Annotated in this window: 15 protein-coding genes; 10 read left to right on the top strand and 5 right to left on the bottom strand. The window is 60.8% G+C overall.

Annotation, left to right across the window (positions count from 1 at the left end; translation table 11 throughout):
* Nucleotides 1-8: 8 nt before the first annotated feature.
* Genes OP10G_RS15725 through tig form a run of 4 tightly spaced genes read left to right on the top strand, consistent with a single transcriptional unit; the run spans nt 9 to nt 2,768 of the window.
* Nucleotides 9-920, top strand: a complete 912-nt coding sequence (locus OP10G_RS15725) for a TIGR01777 family oxidoreductase (RefSeq protein ID WP_025229484.1) — start codon at nt 9-11, stop codon at nt 918-920.
* Nucleotides 921-929: 9 nt separating this feature from the next.
* Nucleotides 930-1,223: a hypothetical protein gene (locus OP10G_RS27125; protein ID WP_052547789.1), complete on the top strand. Its 294-nt coding sequence runs from the start codon at nt 930-932 to the stop codon at nt 1,221-1,223.
* Nucleotides 1,145-1,369 carry a GNAT family N-acetyltransferase gene (locus OP10G_RS25915; RefSeq protein ID WP_265101629.1) on the top strand — a complete coding sequence of 75 codons (225 nt, stop codon included), beginning with the start codon at nt 1,145-1,147 and terminating at the stop codon, nt 1,367-1,369. The genes OP10G_RS27125 and OP10G_RS25915 overlap by 79 nt, the downstream gene beginning before the upstream one ends.
* 34 nt (nt 1,370-1,403) lie before the next feature.
* Complete coding sequence (gene tig, locus OP10G_RS15735; protein ID WP_025229483.1) at nt 1,404-2,768, top strand: trigger factor; 1,365 nt, start codon at nt 1,404-1,406, stop codon at nt 2,766-2,768.
* A 72-nt stretch (nt 2,769-2,840) separates the two neighbouring features.
* On the opposite strand, the gene OP10G_RS15740 is transcribed toward tig, so the two are convergent.
* Nucleotides 2,841-4,487, bottom strand: a complete 1,647-nt coding sequence (locus tag OP10G_RS15740) for a hypothetical protein (RefSeq protein WP_025229482.1) — start codon at nt 4,485-4,487, stop codon at nt 2,841-2,843.
* A 115-nt stretch (nt 4,488-4,602) separates the two neighbouring features.
* A complete protein-coding gene (locus tag OP10G_RS15745) occupies nt 4,603-5,703 on the bottom strand; it encodes a 6-phosphofructokinase (RefSeq protein ID WP_025229481.1) in 1,101 nt (366 codons plus the stop codon).
* Between the two features lie 318 nt (nt 5,704-6,021).
* Here OP10G_RS15745 and OP10G_RS15750 point away from each other — a divergent pair, with 318 nt between their 5' ends.
* The 3 genes from OP10G_RS15750 to OP10G_RS15760 all read left to right on the top strand — a co-directional run bounded on the left by OP10G_RS15750 (nt 6,022) and on the right by OP10G_RS15760 (nt 9,917).
* Nucleotides 6,022-6,606 carry an ATP-dependent Clp protease proteolytic subunit gene (locus OP10G_RS15750; RefSeq protein ID WP_025229480.1) on the top strand — a complete coding sequence of 195 codons (585 nt, stop codon included), beginning with the start codon at nt 6,022-6,024 and terminating at the stop codon, nt 6,604-6,606.
* A 9-nt stretch (nt 6,607-6,615) separates the two neighbouring features.
* Complete coding sequence (gene clpX / locus OP10G_RS15755; RefSeq protein WP_025229479.1) at nt 6,616-7,920, top strand: ATP-dependent Clp protease ATP-binding subunit ClpX; 1,305 nt, start codon at nt 6,616-6,618, stop codon at nt 7,918-7,920.
* Between the two features lie 206 nt (nt 7,921-8,126).
* Entirely contained in the window at nt 8,127-9,917 is a 1,791-nt protein-coding gene (locus OP10G_RS15760; RefSeq protein ID WP_025229478.1) for a glycoside hydrolase family 2 protein, read from the top strand.
* Here OP10G_RS15760 and OP10G_RS15765 read toward each other — a convergent pair.
* Complete coding sequence (locus OP10G_RS15765; RefSeq protein ID WP_227624945.1) at nt 9,914-11,086, bottom strand: efflux RND transporter periplasmic adaptor subunit; 1,173 nt, start codon at nt 11,084-11,086, stop codon at nt 9,914-9,916. The two genes, OP10G_RS15760 and OP10G_RS15765, sit on opposite strands and share 4 nt — an antisense overlap.
* 339 nt (nt 11,087-11,425) lie before the next feature.
* Here OP10G_RS15765 and OP10G_RS15770 point away from each other — a divergent pair, with 339 nt between their 5' ends.
* Nucleotides 11,426-12,451 carry a photosynthetic reaction center cytochrome c subunit family protein gene (locus OP10G_RS15770; protein WP_025229476.1) on the top strand — a complete coding sequence of 342 codons (1,026 nt, stop codon included), beginning with the start codon at nt 11,426-11,428 and terminating at the stop codon, nt 12,449-12,451.
* Nucleotides 12,452-12,567: 116 nt separating this feature from the next.
* On the top strand, nt 12,568-13,794 hold the full coding sequence (locus OP10G_RS15775; protein WP_025229475.1) for an FAD-binding protein: 1,227 nt from the start codon (nt 12,568-12,570) through the stop codon (nt 13,792-13,794).
* Between the two features lie 143 nt (nt 13,795-13,937).
* Here OP10G_RS15775 and OP10G_RS15780 read toward each other — a convergent pair whose 3' ends face one another.
* On the bottom strand, nt 13,938-14,894 hold the full coding sequence (locus OP10G_RS15780; protein ID WP_144241187.1) for a GNAT family N-acetyltransferase: 957 nt from the start codon (nt 14,892-14,894) through the stop codon (nt 13,938-13,940).
* Nucleotides 14,895-15,039: 145 nt separating this feature from the next.
* On the opposite strand from OP10G_RS15780, the gene OP10G_RS15785 reads away from it, so the two are divergent.
* Entirely contained in the window at nt 15,040-17,001 is a 1,962-nt protein-coding gene (locus tag OP10G_RS15785) for an SPFH domain-containing protein (protein ID WP_025229473.1), read from the top strand.
* Nucleotides 17,002-17,112: 111 nt separating this feature from the next.
* On the opposite strand, the gene OP10G_RS15790 is transcribed toward OP10G_RS15785, so the two are convergent.
* Nucleotides 17,113-17,406, bottom strand: coding sequence for a DUF4342 domain-containing protein (locus tag OP10G_RS15790; RefSeq protein WP_025229472.1), 294 nt, complete (start codon nt 17,404-17,406; stop codon nt 17,113-17,115).
* Nucleotides 17,407-17,552 lie beyond the last annotated feature (146 nt).

The following is a 17,552-nucleotide window of genomic DNA, read 5'->3' on the forward strand; positions in this document are numbered from 1 at the left end:
AAGCTGCTATGCCGGGTCGTCGAATCGTCATCGCCGGGGGAACCGGATTTATCGGGGAACGCCTCGTCACCGCTCTGCATACGACCGGCGAAGAGGTCGTAGTCCTCTCTCGCCACCACGTCGCCCCGGCCGGGGCTCGCGTGGTGCAGTGGGACGGCCATACCGTCGAAGAATGGGCTAAAGAATTGGACGGCGCATATGCGGTGATCAATCTTGCCGGCGAAACCGTCAGCCAGCGCTGGAGCAGTGAGGCAAGGGCCAGAATCATGCGCTCTCGAGTCGACGGAACGCAGGCGATCTGCCACGCGATCATGCAGGCGGCCCGCCCGCCCGAGCGGTGGATCAACGCCAGCGCGGTAGGGTACTACGGCGACCGGGGGCGGGAGCCGATGGACGAGAGATCGGACGCTGGCCGCGGCTTTCTCGCTGAAACCTGCATCGCTTGGGAGGAGGCGGTAACTCGTTGCGAGGTCTCAAAGACCGCCCGGACGAGGCTCCGGATCTCCATGGTCGTCGGTCACCAGGGAGCGCTTCCTGCCTTGGCGCGCCTCGCCCGGCTTGGTCTCGGCGGCCACGCCGGAAGCGGAGAACAGATGGTCTCCTGGATTCACCTAGACGATCTAGTCGGCATGATCGCGTGGCTGCTCGACATTCCGAACCCGCCGGAGATCGTGAACGCCGCGTCCCCGTCGCCCGTTTCGAACGCCGAGCTCATGAGGGAGGTGCGTAAGCAGCTCAACGTACCGTTTGGCCTTCCCGCCCCGGCTTTCGGAGTCAAGCTCGTCGGCCGCTTCCTCGGTCCCGATGCCGACCTCATCCTGAACGGCGTCCGCGCCGTGCCCACTGAGGCGCTTCGCCTCGGCTTCCGTTTCCACTGTCCCGAGATCGCCGATGCGATCGAAGACGTTCTCGGTAAATAACCTCGGTCCATGATAGAAATCCGACCGATCTGGTCGCTAGACTCGGAAGCGATTCAGCCCCTGGTCGAAGCCAGCCTTTCCGAAGGCTATCGCTTCGTCCAGCGCCTTGTGGACGAATGGCAGACTGGGATCAACCGTTTCGACAAGCCGGGTGAGGCGCTATTCGGCGCCTATCGCAATAATCGCTTGGTCGGGGTTGGGGGCTTACTGCAATGTCCAATACGATGGGACGCGTCCGGAGGGTTTATGTTTTGCCCACTGAAAGGGGAAGTGGCTTCGGATCGAAGCTGGTCCAAGCCGTGATCGCCAAGGCGGGGGAAACCTTCCAAGAATTGGTGCTTTACACTTCCGATGCCGGCCCGTTCTACGACCGCCTTGGCTTCGAGCATAGCGGGGTGGAGAACCCAAGTCACCGGATGCGGCTGCCTGCCCAGACCGCCGGGGGGTAAACTTCCGAGTCGCGCGTCCGGTGCGCCAGTTGCCATGGAAGTCACAAGAGAAGAGCTCAACCCCTGCACGATCAAGTTAACCGTCGTATGCGACGCCGAGCAGGTGAAAGTCGGTTTTGACAAGGCGCTCAAGCAGATCGCCAAAAAGATTAAGCTCCCGGGCTTCCGCCCGGGGCATGCGCCGAAATCGATGATCGAGGGATTGATTTCGAGGGACGAACTGTACGAAACGGCGACCGATATCATCGTCCGCGATTCGTTCAAGAAGGCGCTCGACCAAGAGGAAGTGCACCCTGACACCACCGTCCGCCCGACCGTCGAGCTGATCAAGCTCGATCGCGACAAGCCGGAAGCGGAGTACAGCGCCAAAGTGCCGCTTCCTCCGCAGGTCGAGCTTGGCGACTACAAGGGACTGCCCCTCGAGAAGACCCGCATCGACGTCACGGACGAAGAGCTCGATCAGCAGATCGAGGATTTCCGCAAGCGCAAGCAGACCCGCGAGACGGTCACCGACCGCGGCGTGGAGACCGGCGACGCTGCCGTCGTGAACATCAAAGCTGAGGGCGAAGAGGGTGAAGGTCGAAACTTCATGACGATCGCCGGCCAGATGTTCCCCGCGTTGAACGAGGCGATGGAGGGAATGAAGGTCGAGGAGATGAAGAACCTCGAGCTGAGCTTCCCGGAGAACTTCCAGGAAAAGGATTGGGCCGGTAAGACGCTCAAAGTCCAGCTCACCCTCAATTCGCTGAGCGGCGTCAAGCTGCCGGACGTAGACGACGCATTCGCGCAGAGCCTGCAAACGGAGAACGTCCAAGATCTGCGCAACCGAATCCGTGAAGCGCTCGCTTCCGCGAAGCAGCAGATGGTCCGCGACATGTCGACGGAGCAGCTACTTGAAAAGCTGCACGAGCGAAGTACGGTGCACGTCAGCGACAACATGTGGGAAGCCCTCGCCGCCCAGCGAATGCAAGAGACTGCGCAGGAACAGCAGAAAGCCGGCAAGTCGATGGAGCAGTACGCCGCCGAGAACGGCATGACCGTGGAGGCGTTGTACGATGCGTGGAAGAGCAAGGCGAAGATGCACATCGAGCGCGCGCTGCTCATTCGCGAGGTCTTCACCAAAGAAGGGATGCAGCTCTCGAACGAAGAGTTGAACCGCGAGCTCTACGCGATGGCTGGCGAGTATGGCGTCGAAGCCGAGCAAATGTTCAACATGCTTCGCGAGAACAACGCCCTCGACGAGCTCCAATTCCGCACCATCTCCCGCAAGGTCAGCGACTTCCTCGAAGCCAATGCCGAGATAACCGAAGTCGACCCCGCCGCGCAGGCAGAGCCCGAAGCGGAGCCGGTCGCCGAGGCGAAGCCGGCCAAAGCCTCCAAGAAAAAGGCCGAAGCCTGATTCCGTAGCCCCCTCTCCCTCGTTCGGCACATACATCCGAAGGAGGGAGAGGGGGCTCCGGGCTCCGGAGAGTTACCAGGCGGCTTTGGCGAACGCTTCTAGGTCGTCGTATTTGCCGACCCAGGTGGTGTACATAACGCCGACAATTCCGAGGCCTCGGCCCTTTGCCAGCCAACCTTTGATTGCGCCGACTGGACCATCGTAGTAGCCGGCGAGGATTTGGCGGTGGCCGAGTTTGTCGAAGAATGGGAGGCTCTTTTCCGCCTGGCCGGAGTTCCAGTTCACCACGATGAGATCTTTCGGCAAACCTTCCCACGAACCGGTGAGGTCGCCGTTTACGGCGTAGTAGTTCGGCACCGCGTTGTGATACGGGTCGATCATGTCGGACCAGATGTATCGCTCACACTTCGGGGCGAGGGACTTCGAAACGGAGTTGGCGAACAGGATATCGTCGTTAAGGATCTTTCCGGGAGAGATGCCGCGGCGGGTGCAGGCGTCGCAGAGGTTCATCACCCGGATCTCGTCGTGCGCGTAGAAGATCCGCTCCGGGCCGAACAGCTCGGCGACTCGGCGGAGCTCCGCTTCCTCTAGTTTCCGCGTCTCTGGCTCGCTCAGGCAGATGGCGGTTTTCCCGGTCTCGGTCATCACCGCGTGGAACCAGCTCACCTTTACCCGGTCTCCCTCGCGAAGCGGCGACGACTTCGTAAGCACGATGGGTGGAGACGGGTGAGTGATTTCGAACTCCCCTTTCCAAGGGATGGTTCCGGACTTTGGGTCGGCGATCGGCTCGTAGTCTTCACCCTCTCGAAGCACACGGCCCGAGGCCGTAACCACCTTAACCGGACAGCCGGGGCGGCGGACCACGTTCGTCAAACCCAGCTCCTCGAGCTTCGCGTCGTCGAACCACATCTTGCCCGTGGTTCCACCCCAGACGCCTAGGTAGAGCAACGCCTCTTCGTTCTCGCGGGTGTCGAACGTGACGTCTACCCGCTTCCAGTCAGCGGTCGGCGTGACCGAGACGTCGTGAAAGCTCATCGCCTTCCCATCTTTGTTGAGCGCCATCACGCGCACCGACGAGGCGCTGGCGAAATCTTGCGTTTTTACCCACGCGGAAAGGTTGTAGTGCCGCCATGGACGCACCTTGACCCGCCGCATAATTCGGCAATTCCCGCTGGTCTCTTTCAACGCTCCGGGGTTCTCGATGCGGAGGGAGGTCTTGCCGCCATGGACGGTCTGGTGATCGGCGAACGTGCCGATTCCGATTCCGTCTTGGAACGCGAAGCCGGAGAACTTATCGCCCTGCGCCGTTTCGAAGTCGCCGTTGTCGAATCGGACGTCAGGGTCCGTGGCGATCTGCAATACCCCTCCATGGACCACGAACGGCGCGTCCTTCACCGGCGCCGCCTCCACGAGGTTCGGATTGTGCGCCAGCATCGCATCGGCGTAGCCGACGCTTAGCGCCACCGGGATTACCTCGATGTGAAGCCGTTTGGCCTCGTCCTTGATCGTCTGCACCCGCTTGCGATAGAAGTCGGGATACGGATCGAGCGACTCGATCTTCGTGTCGGTAATGACCATCCCGTTGTAGCCCACCTTCGCCGCCCGCTGAAGAAGCGCTTCAATATGCCCCACCTCCTCCTCTCGAAACAGATTGGTCTGGACGTAAAACCACCGATACTGAAGCGGCACAACTGCCAGCGCGGCAAGCATGCAGAGCATGGGGTCATTGTAGGCCACCGTGGCTTGAGCGTTAAATGTCGACTGACGATTGTCGATTGACAATTGGGAAGACCGGCCGAATTGTCAATCGACAATCGTCAATAGTAAATGTGTCTCAATCCTCGTCGGCGACGACGACGGTGGTGGGGCGGTGGATGAAGACGCCGAGCTCGATGGCGGTTTGATAGTCGAGCGCGTCGGTGGTGACAATCTTCATGCTTCCGCATGCCTCGGAGATCGGGACGATGTCCATCTGGCCGCAGTTGTAGCGGACCATGTGCCCGTAATGCCCCTTGTCGAAGGCGTGAATCGCGTGGACGCCGTACGCTTTTGCCAGAGTCCGGTCCGGTGCATTCGGGGTACCACCACGCTGAATGTGGCCGAGCACGGTCACCCGCATCTCGAATTCGCCGGGGGAAAGCGCTTCGATTTCGTCCATCAACTGAGTGGTCACTCCGCCCAAGTGGACCTCGCCCGATAGGTTTGCCCTGCCTACGTAGTTGTCGTGCAGCTTCGCCCCTTCGGCGACCATCACGACGGTAGAGCCGGTGTGCTTCCGGCGCAGCCGCAGGAAGTCGACGAGGTCCTCGACCATGAACGGGAACTCCGGCAAAAGAATCGCATGCGCCCCGCCCGCAACTCCCGCCCGGAGGGCGATCCAGCCTGCATGGCGTCCCATCGTCTCCACGAACATCACGCGGTCGTGGCTCGTTGCGGTGGAGTGGATTCGGTCGAGCGAATCGACGACCACCTGCACGGCGGTCGAAAAACCGAAAGTGCGGTCGGTGCCCGAAAGATCGTTGTCGATCGTCTTCGGAACTCCCACGATTGGAAGCCCTAACTCACACAGTTGAAGCGCCCCGCTCAAGGACCCGTCCCCGCCGATCACGATCAGGCCGGAAAGCCCGAGGGCATCGGCGTTTCGTTTGGCGTCTTCCAAGACTTCCATCGGAATCCGCTTCACGCCGTCGACGTCTTTCGCGCCGAACCGGCCCTTGTTCGTCGTCTTCAGAATCGTTCCGCCGAGGTGGCTGATGCCGCGGATATCCTGCAGCTTCAACTCCCGGTAGCAAGGTGGGCTGAGAAGCCCTTCCCAACCGCGCTCGAATCCGATGAACTCGTATCCCAGCGGGTAGCCCGCTCGGACGATGGCGGCGATGACGGCGTTAAGACCCGCGCAGTCGCCCCCGCTGGTCAATATTCCAACTTTCTTCATAGGGAAGCTGTGTTCTCTCAACCGGCGCCGTTGCCGTCGAATCCACAGTATGGCTCACGGGGAGGGTGTTGGGGTGTTGAGGCGTTCCGCTTCGCTGGTGTTGCGGAATTGGCATGAGGCTTTACATGATCGCTGGGCGGATGACACGTTTGGGTCGCACGGGCGTCAATCCCGCCGGCCCAACACCGTAACACCCTTCCGCCCCGTTGCGCTACCTTGGAACCCCGCGCCGTAGAAATGAGTAAGCTGACCGAAACCGTAAGGCGAGAGCGCTCGAGCCGGACGGTGACCAGATCAGCCGAGGAGGCAAACATTTAAATGGGGATCCCTTATGTGATCGAACAGACGGCGCGAGGCGAGCGCAGCTACGACCTCTGGTCAAGGCTTCTAAAGGACCGCATCGTGTTCTTGGGTACGCCCGTCGACGATTACGTCGCGAACCTTATCGTCGCGCAGCTCCTCTTCCTGGAAAAAGAGGATCCGGATAAGGATATCGACTTCTACATCAATTCACCCGGCGGCTCGGTAAGTGCCGGCCTCGCGATCTACGACGCCATGCAGATCATCAAGCCCGACGTGGCCACCATCTGCATCGGACAGGCGGCTTCCATGGGCGCCGTCCTGTTGGCGGGCGGAGCCGCGAAGAAGCGTTACTGCCTCAAGCACGCGCGGGTCATGATTCACCAGGTCTCGGCCGGGTTCCAAGGAACCACCGCCGATATCAACGTACAGGCCGCGGAGATCAACCGTTACATGGATATCCTCATGGGAATCCTTGGCCACCACAGCGGCAAAGACCCCGAGAAAGTGCGAAAAGACTGCGACCGCGACTACTTCATGTCGGCGGAAGAAGCCGTCGACTACGGCATTGTTGACAAAGTGCTGGAAAGCGCCGCACGATAGTTAATGCCGATGAGGACGACCGAACGACGAGACCAATGCTGCCTCTGCGGCAAGACGAAGGAGCAAGTAAAAAAGCTCATCGTCGGCCTTCATGGCGCGGTCTGTTCGGATTGCATCGACCTCTGCAACGACATCCTGGCGAACGAGCCGGATAAAGTCAGCGGAGGCTCCAGCTATTCCGGACCCTCGGTCGTCCGTCCCTCGGCAGCGGCCGCGATGCGGGGAACCCTCCGCTACGTTCCGAAGCCGAGGGAAATCGTCGAATTTCTCGACCAGTACGTGGTCGGCCAGCGAGCCTCAAAGCGAGCGCTCGGAGTGGCGGTTTACAACCACTACAAACGGATTCACGAGCCGCCGGATGGGGTGGAGCTGCAGAAGAGCAACATCCTGATGGTCGGCCCAACCGGCTGCGGAAAGACGCTGCTCGCCCAAACCCTGGCACGGATGCTCAACGTTCCGTTCGCCATCGCCGACGCCACCGCATTGACCGAGGCGGGCTACGTCGGTGAGGATGTCGAGAACATCCTCCTCAAGCTTTACCAGTCGGCCGAACAGCTCGATTCCCGCAACCCCAAACAGCTCTGCGAGCGAGGAATAATCTACGTCGACGAAATCGACAAGATCGCCCGCAAAGGGGACAACCCCTCCATCACACGGGACGTTAGCGGGGAAGGGGTGCAGCAAGCGCTCCTCAAAATTCTTGAGGGCACCCTTGCCAACGTGCCGCCCCAAGGTGGCCGCAAGCACCCGCAGCAGGAATATCTGCAGATCGACACCACCAACATCCTGTTCATCTGCGCCGGCGCATTCGAGGGGATCGAGGAGATGATCCGCCGCCGGATGAAAGAGAATGTCATGGGGTTCCGCGCCTCGCCCGAGTCACGAAGCGAGCGGAAGAGCGATATCATTCGCCACCTCATGCCCGAGGACCTGCTTCACTTCGGCCTCATTCCGGAGTTCATCGGCCGTCTGCCCGTCATCGCAACCCTCGATCCGCTCGACGAAGAAGCGCTGACCAGCATTCTCACCGAGCCGCGCAACGCGGTCCTCAAGCAGTACGCCAAGCTGTTTGAAATGGACGGCGTCGAGTTCATCGTCGACCCCGCCGCCGCCCGCGAAATCGCCCGCGAGGCGCTGAAGCGCAAGACCGGCGCCCGCGCCCTTCGCGCCATCGTCGAGCAGATCGTCCTCGACGTCATGTACGAAGTCCCAAGCTCGCTCGACATCCGCCGAGTCATCCTCCCCCGAGGAATCCTAGAGGGCTCCGCCCACCCCATCCTCATGACCGAGGACGAGATCAGGCAAGCGAGCTGAGCGTGGCACGGGCTTCTAGCCCGTGTGTATCACGACCCTCCTGGTCGTGGGAATGAGGCCAGGGGCAGGATGCCCCTGGGACCCACTGGCTGGAAGCCAGTGCCACGTCCGGAATTCTCCACCCCCAACCCCCTCCTCATCGCACAATGCATCGACGAGGAGGGGGCTCCGGACTTTGGGGGCTGCCGTTGGGGTAAGCCTAGGGCATGACATTGCCCCGACCCGAATACCCCCGCCCGCGTCTTGTTCGTGAAGAGTGGCTTTGTTTGAACGGGGAGTGGGAGTTCGGCACCGACCCGGTGCGGCAGGGGCTCACGGAACGGTACTTCGAAGGCAGGGAATTCCGAGGGCGGATTACCGTTCCGTTTGCTTACCAGTGGGCAATGTCCGGATTGGGAGATCGGGCCGTAGAAGAGGTGGTCTGGTACACGCGAGACTTCGAGGTCCCCGCGGAGTGGATTGGAGAAGATTCGGACCTTCTGCTCCACTTTGGAGCCGTCGATTACCAGTGCACCGTGTGGGTAAACGGAAAAGAGGTCGGTCATAACACGGGCGGTCATGTTCCGTTTTCGTTAAACATCGCGCCCTACGTCAAGGCCGGCGTCAACCGCGTCTATGTGCGAGTCGACGATCCGCAAAGTCCCTACCAACCCCGGGGCAAGCAAGCCGTTAATGCGGTCAGCCGCTCCTGCGATTACTATTGCACGACCGGAATTTGGCAGACCGTGTGGCTAGAGCCGGTTCCGTCGCTCCGCATTGAAGACGTGGTGGTGACCTGTGAAACGGAAGCGACTCACTCCGAGAGCGCGCTCAACCTCAGGATCATGCTGCATGCTCCCGCGATCGATCTTCGGATCGGCGTGCGAGTGTTCGACGGGTCGACCGAGGTCGCTACATGCGAGGCGAAAGCAATCAACGGCTTGGTCAACGCGCGACTTCCTTTGAAGGATGCGAAGCTCTGGAGCCCGGAATCGCCGAATCTCTACGACATAACCTTAGAGCTCAAGTCAAACGGCGACGTTCTCGATACCGTTCGAACCTACGCCGGTTTGCGAAGCATCGAGGTTCGTGAGCGCAAGATCTTCTTGAACGGCGAGCCGGTCTATCTTAAGATGGTGCTGGATCAGGGATATTGGCCCGAATCCGGCATGACCGCTCCCTCCGACGAAGCCCTCCGACGAGATGTCGAGATCACCAAAGAGATGGGATTCAATGGTGCTCGGAAGCACCAGAAAGTCGAGGATCCGCGCTGGCTCTACTGGTGTGACAAACTCGGCCTCCTTGTGTGGTCGGAGATGCCGAACGCCCGCGCATGGTCGCCGGCGGCGGAGGAGATGTTCATCTTCGAGTGGGAGCGGGCGGTTCGTCGCGATATGAGCCACCCGTGCGTCATCGCCTGGGTCCCGCTTAACGAAAGCTGGGGGGTGCCCGCGCTTGACACCGACCATCCTGGACAATTCGCCTTCGTCGAACGGCTGGTCGCCCTCACCCGCCGCCTCGACGGCACCCGTCCGATCATCGACAACGACGGCTGGGAGCATTCGGACGTCGGCGATATCTTCGCTATCCACGACTACACCGCGACGGGAGGCGAGCTGATCGCCCGATACAAAGAGACCCTCGACGGAGGGCCGATGATCACTAAAGGGTGGGGTCGGCACCCGCGAGAGTATTTCGCCAAGGGGGCAAAATATCGTGGCCAACCCGTCATCCTCAGCGAAGTCGGCGGGTTCCTAAGCATCCCGCCGGACGTCGACCCAGAGAAGCTTGACCACCTCTACGGGGCTTACGGCTCGTCTCGCTCACCCGAGGATCTTCTCACTAAGTACGAGGACATCATGCGAGCGATCGGCTCGCTCCCGTTCGTGTCCGGTTTCTGTTACACCCAGCTAACCGACGTTGAGCAAGAGATCAACGGACTCGTCGACTACCATCGAAACCCAAAGGTCCCCCTCTCCGAGATCGCCCGCATCCACCGTGAGTCGTTTGGAAGTTAGCTCTTCGTTCCGGCCGTAACCCGAACCGTGTCCCCTTCCTTCACGCCGGACTTGATCTCGACGTAGGTTCCATCGCTGGCGCCGACCTCCACCACGTGGGGCGTCCAGTCCTTTCCTTCGAGCACCATCACCACCGGTCGATCCTGACTGTCTTTGTCGACGGCTCCGACCGGCACCGCCACCACGTTGGTGGCGCGGCCGGTTTCGATACCGAGCGATTGGACGACCGCGCCCGGCTTCACGAGGCCGTCGTCGTTTCGGAAGCCGACGAGCGCTTGGTGCTTGACTCCGCCCCCTGCCGTTTGGGGCAGCGTTCGAAGGCTCACCACCCAGCCGTCGAACGGCTTGTCCGGAAAGTCCGCGAAGCGGATCACCACCGGGCTGTTCTCTTTCAAGCGGCCAAACTGCTCCGGTTTAAGATCGGCGAGCACTTTCAAATCTTTCAGGTTGACGATCTCGGCCAAGACTTCGTTTTTATCGTTTCCGACCACTTGCCCGGAGGCGGCGTGCAAAGCGACGACGGTTCCGCGTATCGGCGAAGTGATCTCCGTCTGCCGAGCACTCGCCTTAGCCGACCGTCGGCCCGAACGAGCGTTGCCAAGCTGGTCCTTGTAGGTCTGGATGTTCTGTTGGTATTCGGCCTGGGCTTGCTGGACCGCGGCTTCCGCCGCGCGCCGATTCTCTTCCGCTTGCTGCAATGCGGTCGCATCTCCGCCCGGCGCCGTATTCGCGCGGGCGTCGCGCTCCGCCTTTCTCGCCACGTCGAGTTGCCTCTGCGCCGCACGAAGCGAGTCGTTGAGCGTATTTCGCGCATTCGAGTAGGCGGATTCGGCCTGCTGCTCCGTTGCGGTGGCATCCGAGAGGCTCGCGTCCGCCTCCGGGATCGACAGCTTCATAATCACTTCGCCCTTGCCGACCTTTTTCCCAACCGTGACATACACCTGCTCGAGAGGCGCGTTATACGGTGGGTGAACGACCGCTTCGGATGCCGGCGGAACGTAAAGCTTCCCGTCGAACGTTTCGTAAGCGACGATATCCCGGCGGGCGGCTTTCGCTGGACCGGGTGGAACGACGGCTTGAGGCCGGCCTTCGGGCTTATCCGATATCCCGCTAGACCCTGCCGATCCACATCCCGCCATCAATCCGCCCGCCGTGATCGCGATAAACACGCCCGCCAGACTCCTCGTCGCTCGATACATCGATTTACTCCCCGCGAGTTTTATCAACCCACATCATTGCGGACCTGTGCTTGACCTTCTCCTGTTCCTGTCTTGCCCTTGTGATTGAGCCCCTACATCCGAAGGATGTGTACCCGCAGGTTGGCTCGTACCTGCGGACAGCCGCTGTCAATCCGCAAGGTTAGTCAGTAGACGAAACATGCTCGCGCAGGTACGAACCAACCTTCGGCTAGAACGCTTCGCGTTAAGGCCGAAGTTACGGGGGATCATCGGCGAGGACGCCGACGCTACTGATTCCAATGCGGGTCTTCTTCCTGCTAAGATTCGCTCATGCGCCGTACGTACGTGTTTCTCGGGCTCTCATGTCTCGTCTTCGGCACCGCAATCGGTGCTCCGCGCCAGGAACCGTTGGCGGAACAGCAGTTCAAGAACATCGTTTCCTTCAAGGGTGAAAAGGCGGCCGACGTCATGCCCGCGATGGAGTTCATGTCGGGATCGCTGAAGGTCGAGTGCGACTACTGCCATACCGACGACCGAGCCAGCGATGCTAAGGAAGAGAAAAAGACGGCGCGCGAGATGATCGCGATGCAGCGTGACATTAACGCGAAGCACTTCGGCGGACGAAACGTGATCACCTGCGCCACATGCCACGGCGGCAAAACCCACCCGACCCCAGTACCGCCCATCGAGGGGCTGGAAGTTCGGGCTCGCCGCAGCGATTCCGTCGCCCCCGCCCAGGTGTTGCAGGCGTACGGCAAAGCGGTAGGAGGCGATGCCGCCAAGGTTCGCGCGGGCGTTCGATTGGAAGGAACCACCACGCTGAAGGGTGAAAAGACCCGCGTCGAGGCGATCTACGCCGGTGACAAGTATCGGTTCGTGAACCACGAGAAGAAGGGCGACAAGCCCGAAGGATTCAACGGCTCCATGGCCTGGTTCAGCATGCCCTACGGCATCCAGCCGGTGCCCTTGCAGTACGCCGTCCAGTTCGTAAACCAGCGCCAGGTTTTCACCGGCCCGGATTCGCTGCCGAAGCTGCAGAACCTTACCGGCGGAACCGCGAAGCTCGATGGCCGCGATAACCTGGTCGTGACCGGCTTCCAGCCGGATAAAACGAGGATTTCCCTTTACTTCGACAAGCAGACCGGTCTCCTGGGCCGAGCCGCCTTCTACTATCCGACCATTCTCGGAACCATCGTCCGGATCAACGACTACTCCGACTACCGAAAGGTTGAGGGCGTGCCGTTCCCGATGACCGTCAAGATCCATTCCCCCGAAGGCGAGATCGTTCAGCAATTCCGCTCCGCCCGTCTCGATCCGAAGGTCTCCGCAACCACCTTCGACCCGCCGAAGAAGTAACCAAACGTGGCACTGGCATCTTGCCAGTGCGTATCACGACCATCCTGGTCATGTGAACGGGCCAAGGGCAAGATGCCCTTGGGACCCACTGGCTTGAAGCCAGTGCCACGAGCGAAATGAAAAACTGGGCGGCAAATTTCGAATATAGTGCGGCGCGTATCCACCGTCCGACTTCCGTCGAACAGATCCAGGAGATCGTCCGCGGAAGCCGGAAGGTACGGGCGCTCGGCAGCCGCCACTCGTTCAACGACATCGCGGACACGCCCGAGGACCTCGTGTCGATGGAGCACCTGCACCAAGTGCTCGCCATCGACCGCGAAAAGCAAACCGTCACCGTGCAAGGCGGCACCGCTTACGGCCAGCTCTGCGGTGAGCTGCACCGGGAAGGGTTTTCCCTTCCCAACCTCGCCTCTCTCCCACACATCTCCGTCGCGGGCGCCTGCGCCACCGCCACCCACGGCTCCGGTGTAGACAACGGCTGCCTTTCGACCGCCGTGGTCAGCATGGATGTCGTCGTCGCCGATGGCTCGCTGGTTAACTTTACGGGGCGCCAGCTCGATGGAGCAGCCGTGGGTCTCGGCGGCCTGGGCGTGGTCACGTCGCTTACTTTGAAGCTCGCCCCGACGTTCGAGCTCGCCCAAGACGTTTACGAAGAGCTGCCGTTTGAGCAGGCGACGGCAAATTTCGAAGAGATCGTTTCCAGCGCGTACAGCGTCAGCTTCTTCACAAGCTGGAGCGGCCAGAAGATCGACCAAGTTTGGGTCAAGCGCCGCACCCCTTCCGAACCACGGTCTGAATTCTACGGAGCTGCTGCCGCGACGAGCGCTCGCAATCCGCTTCCCGGCTTTTCCCCCGCGAACTGCACCGACCAGATGGGGATCGCCGGACCTTGGCATGAGCGGCTTCCTCACTTCCGAATGGAGTTCACCCCCGGCAGCGGGGAAGAGCTTCAGGCCGAATACCTAATCCCGTTTCCCAACGCGGTCCCGGCTCTCCGGGCGATCGCCGAGTTGGCCGACCAGATCGCCCCCCTCCTCCACATTTCCGAGGTCCGAACGATCGCCGCCGACGAGCTTTGGATGAGCCCGTTCTATCGGCAACGCTGCATCGCTATCCACTTCACGTGGAAGAAAAACTGGGCGGCCGTCCAGCGCCTGTTGCCGATTATCGAAGCCAGGTTGGCCCCCTTCCAAGCTCGCCCGCACTGGGGCAAGCTCTTCATGATGCCCCCGGCGCAGTTCCAACCTCTCTTCGAACGCCTGCCGGATTTTCGAGCCCTGCTCACCACCCACGACCCCGAAGGAAAGTTCCGAAACCCGTTCCTAGACCGCGTTCTGAGCTAGCCTCGTTGTGGCATGGGCTTCCAGCCCATGCGTATCACGACCATCCTGGTCGTGACATTAGCCAAGGGCAGGATGCCCTTGGGACCCACTGGCTGGAAGCCAGTGCCACGTTCGAACAATGGCGCTCCGGAGGGAGACCGACCCTAAAAGTTATCCAGCTCGTAATGCTGCCGACCGGGAGCGGCGAAGAGCTCCTTGACTTGCTCCATCGTGAAGCCGCCTCGAATCGGACGGGACATCGTATGCCCTCGTTGGTGTTCTTCGAACCCCTCGCAGACCTGGCTCATCGCACCGTCGATCCCTGGCTCACTCGGAAGAAGGAAGCTCATCGTAGAATATCCGCGGCTCTTGGCATGCTCCGCCGCTGCCACAAATAGGTTCGTCAACGCCCCGGAATGTCCAGGTAGCGCGCACGCTTCGTCGACCGAACCCTCGTTTTGGCCGAGCGTCGCCGAGAGATAGGCGACGAGCTCGCCACCCGACCAAGCCCCCAGCGTCTTCCGCTCCGACTGCTCTAAGCGGGTTCGGGTTGCGATATCCCAGCAAGTCTTATTCCTGACGTGGCTCAGTGGGCGGGTTGCGTTGAAGACCTCGTAAATCTGAGCCATCGCCTCGAGAGGCCAGGTATCGCTGGTGAGTAGGGCAACACGGTACTCCTCGTCTCGAACGGGGAACTCGGTCCGGACCTTCCCCTGGCGCATGGTAAGCGGCGTTCGCGCCCACCCGTAACGCTCATAGTGATGGTGGGTTCCGGTGAACAAGAACGACCAGGCGCATCCCTCCCGCTCCATCAATTCGATCGCCTGCTCGAGTAATCGCCCGCTATGGCCGTGACGACGCGCATCGTCGTAAGTCGCCACGCTCCCGATCCCGCCGACTCGCACCGGCTGGCCCGAGGCATCCCGTAAGTCTCGAATAAAGACGTCGACGGCGGAGACGATTCGGCCGTCCTCCACCGCCACCCGAGTGTGTTCCAGTGATCGCCCGGCCGTGCTGTCGCTAAGGGTTTGAAACAACCAGCCACCTACCCCGAAGACGCCCGTCCAAAGCGCCATCGCCTGGTCCCATTCCCCATGCCGTATCGCCCGGTACTCAACCACGAGAGCAGTCTATCCCGGATTGAACCGGTACAGAGACTCGCAACCCACGTGAGCACTTAACTGTAAATAGCGGTCGACGGAGCCGCTTCGGACCGTCTTTTGTTCAGTGCCGAACGAAGGGCGTGATCGCCTTGCGGTACCAAACATGTTATTAGCACAAACAAATATTTCGCCGGAGTTCCTTCGCTTTTGGTGGGTTCTCATCCCCCTCTTCTTTATCGTTCTTTTCAAGCCGATCCTCCGATTGCTGCTGGGAATGGTCATTGTTCCCGAGGACCGAATCGGTATCGTGGTGAAGAAGTTCGTACTTCTCGGCGCGAACAAATCACTTCCCGACGGCCGCATACTCGCCACTCGAGGCGAAGCGGGTATCCAAGCCCGTTCGCTGGCGCCTGGAATCTACTGGATGATGTGGCCGTGGCAGTTCACGGTAACCATGCAGCCGTTCACCGTCATTCCGGAAGGAAAGGTCGGACTCGTCCTCGCCAACGATGGCCACGAGCTCCCCACCGGAAACATCCTCGCCCGTAAGGTCGACTGCGACAACTTCCAGGACACCATCTCGTTCCTCGATCGAGGCGGGCAAAAGGGAAGGCAGACCCATATCCTTACCTCCGGCACCTACCGGATCAACACCCTCGCCTTCACGGTAACACAGGCGCCGATTACGGTGATCAAGGAGAACATGCTCGGCATCGTCACCGCGCTGGACGGCCAGCCGATTCGACGCGGCCAGATCGCCGGCGAACACGTGGAAGCGCACAATAACTTTCAGGACTTCGACGGCTTTCTCAACTTCGGCGGATGCCGGGGCCTGCAGCCGCAGGTAATTCTCGCTGGAAGCTACTTCATCAACACCTGGGCAATTCAAATCGAAGAGGTCCCAATGACTGAGGTGCCGATCGGGCATGTGGGGGTCGTGATCTCTTATGTGGGAGACGACGGCAAAGACGTCACCGGCGAAACCTTCAAGCACGGAAACATCGTGGAGAAGGGATACCGAGGTGTTTGGATGGAGCCGCTCGGTCCTGGTAAGTATCCAATCAACAAGTACACCATGAAGGTCGAGCTCGTCCCAACGACGAACCTCGTCTTGAACTGGGCGAATGCGCGGACCGAGTCGCACAATCTGGACCGCAATCTCTGCACCATCACCGTGCGAAGCAAGGACGGCTTCCCGTTCAACCTCGACGTGTCGCAGATCATCCACGTCCCCGCCACCGAGGCTCCCAAGGTAATCGCGCGCTTCGGCAGCATGAACAACCTCGTTTCACAAGTGTTGGAGCCGACGATCGGCAACTACTTCCGAAACAGCGCGCAGGATAGCGACGTCATCAGCTTCCTCAGCACCCGTAAGGAGCGCCAAGCCTCCGCTAAGGATCATATCCGCGAGGTACTGGAGGAGTACAACGTCAACGCCGTCGACACCCTGATCGGCGACATCGTCCCGCCCGACGCGCTAATGAAGACCCTGACCGATCGAAAGATCGCTCAGGAAGAGGAGAAGACCTACGAGAACCAACGCATGGCACAGGAGAAGCGGCAGACGTTGGAGAAGGAAACCGCCATCGCCGACATGCAGCGGGAGATCGTAAAGGCGCAGCAAAACGTCGAAATCGCCCAGCGCACCGCCGACTCGGCGGTGAAGAAAGCGGAAGGCGATGCCGCTAGCCTGCGGCTGCAGGTCAGTGCCGAGTCGGAAGCGACCAAGATCCGGGCGAACGCCGAAGCCGAAGCGACGAAAGCGCGCGGCGCCGCGGAAGCGGAGTTCACCAAGATGAAGGCGGGCGCCGACTCCGAGCGGATCTCCAAGACTGGTATCGCGGAAGCCGAGAAGATCATGGCGATCGGTAAATCGACCGCCGAAGCGTACGAGCTTCAGGTGCGGGCGATGGGTGGCGATAACTTCACCCGCTTCAAGATCACCGAAGAGATCGGCCGCGGCAAGATCAAGATCATCCCCGACCTGATTGTCAACGGCGGCGGAGACGGTTCCGAAGGGACGATGAACGGCCTCATGGGGCTGCAGCTACTTCAGATGCTGCAATCTCGGACGGATAAGGAAGCCGCCGTCGATCTGGTCACCCCCGTAGCGCCCGCGGTCTAACCCGTAGCGTCGGCGCCCCCGCCGATGATCCGGACTCCCTCACCCCCAACCCCCTCTCCCTCGTTCGGCACGAACATCCGAAGGAGGGAGAGGGGCTCCGGAGCGTTCTCTTTATGCAGTTGGCGGCGTTCCGGGATCGTTGACGACTGGGGGCGCCGCCGGCTCATCGCGGGTCACTACTATGGTGTAGTCGGCTGCGAACACCGCGACGGCGGCGACGGCGGCGAGAGTGGGCGCAAGCAGCACTCCGACGAGCCCGATCGACACCGGAAACTCGATCACGGTTTTGCCGTGGCTATCTTTGATCGCGATATGCCGCACGTTCCCCTCGTGGATAAGGTCCCTTACGGTGTCGATCAGCCCGTCGGCGGTGATCTTGATTTCTTCGGTTACGGAGTTCGGCATTTCCTTATGATTGCGCGGATTCCCCTTTTAATGTTGCGCATCCGGGGCCAGGTACGGGTGAAAGAACGTGACCGTTGTCTCGGCCGACTCAGACTCCCCTTTCCACAGCTCGGACCCTACCGGCTTTTTTTCACGCTTCCGCGATA

Source organism: Fimbriimonas ginsengisoli Gsoil 348 (genome assembly GCF_000724625.1).
Classification (GTDB): domain Bacteria; phylum Armatimonadota; class Fimbriimonadia; order Fimbriimonadales; family Fimbriimonadaceae; genus Fimbriimonas; species Fimbriimonas ginsengisoli.

Excerpts from the sequence above, each read along its gene's own strand:
- OP10G_RS15725 (WP_025229484.1), top strand. The coding sequence starts at position 9 with ATGCCGGGTCGTCGAATCGTCATCGCCGGGGGAACCGGATTTATCGGG.
- OP10G_RS27125 (WP_052547789.1), top strand. The coding sequence starts at position 930 with ATGATAGAAATCCGACCGATCTGGTCGCTAGACTCGGAAGCGATTCAG.
- OP10G_RS25915 (WP_265101629.1), top strand. The coding sequence starts at position 1,145 with ATGGGACGCGTCCGGAGGGTTTATGTTTTGCCCACTGAAAGGGGAAGT.
- tig (WP_025229483.1), top strand. The coding sequence starts at position 1,404 with ATGGAAGTCACAAGAGAAGAGCTCAACCCCTGCACGATCAAGTTAACC.
- OP10G_RS15740 (WP_025229482.1), bottom strand. The coding sequence starts at position 4,487 with ATGCTCTGCATGCTTGCCGCGCTGGCAGTTGTGCCGCTTCAGTATCGG.
- OP10G_RS15745 (WP_025229481.1), bottom strand. The coding sequence starts at position 5,703 with ATGAAGAAAGTTGGAATATTGACCAGCGGGGGCGACTGCGCGGGTCTT.
- OP10G_RS15750 (WP_025229480.1), top strand. The coding sequence starts at position 6,022 with ATGGGGATCCCTTATGTGATCGAACAGACGGCGCGAGGCGAGCGCAGC.
- clpX (WP_025229479.1), top strand. The coding sequence starts at position 6,616 with ATGAGGACGACCGAACGACGAGACCAATGCTGCCTCTGCGGCAAGACG.
- OP10G_RS15760 (WP_025229478.1), top strand. The coding sequence starts at position 8,127 with ATGACATTGCCCCGACCCGAATACCCCCGCCCGCGTCTTGTTCGTGAA.
- OP10G_RS15770 (WP_025229476.1), top strand. The coding sequence starts at position 11,426 with ATGCGCCGTACGTACGTGTTTCTCGGGCTCTCATGTCTCGTCTTCGGC.
- OP10G_RS15775 (WP_025229475.1), top strand. The coding sequence starts at position 12,568 with ATGAAAAACTGGGCGGCAAATTTCGAATATAGTGCGGCGCGTATCCAC.
- OP10G_RS15785 (WP_025229473.1), top strand. The coding sequence starts at position 15,040 with ATGTTATTAGCACAAACAAATATTTCGCCGGAGTTCCTTCGCTTTTGG.
- OP10G_RS15790 (WP_025229472.1), bottom strand. The coding sequence starts at position 17,406 with ATGCCGAACTCCGTAACCGAAGAAATCAAGATCACCGCCGACGGGCTG.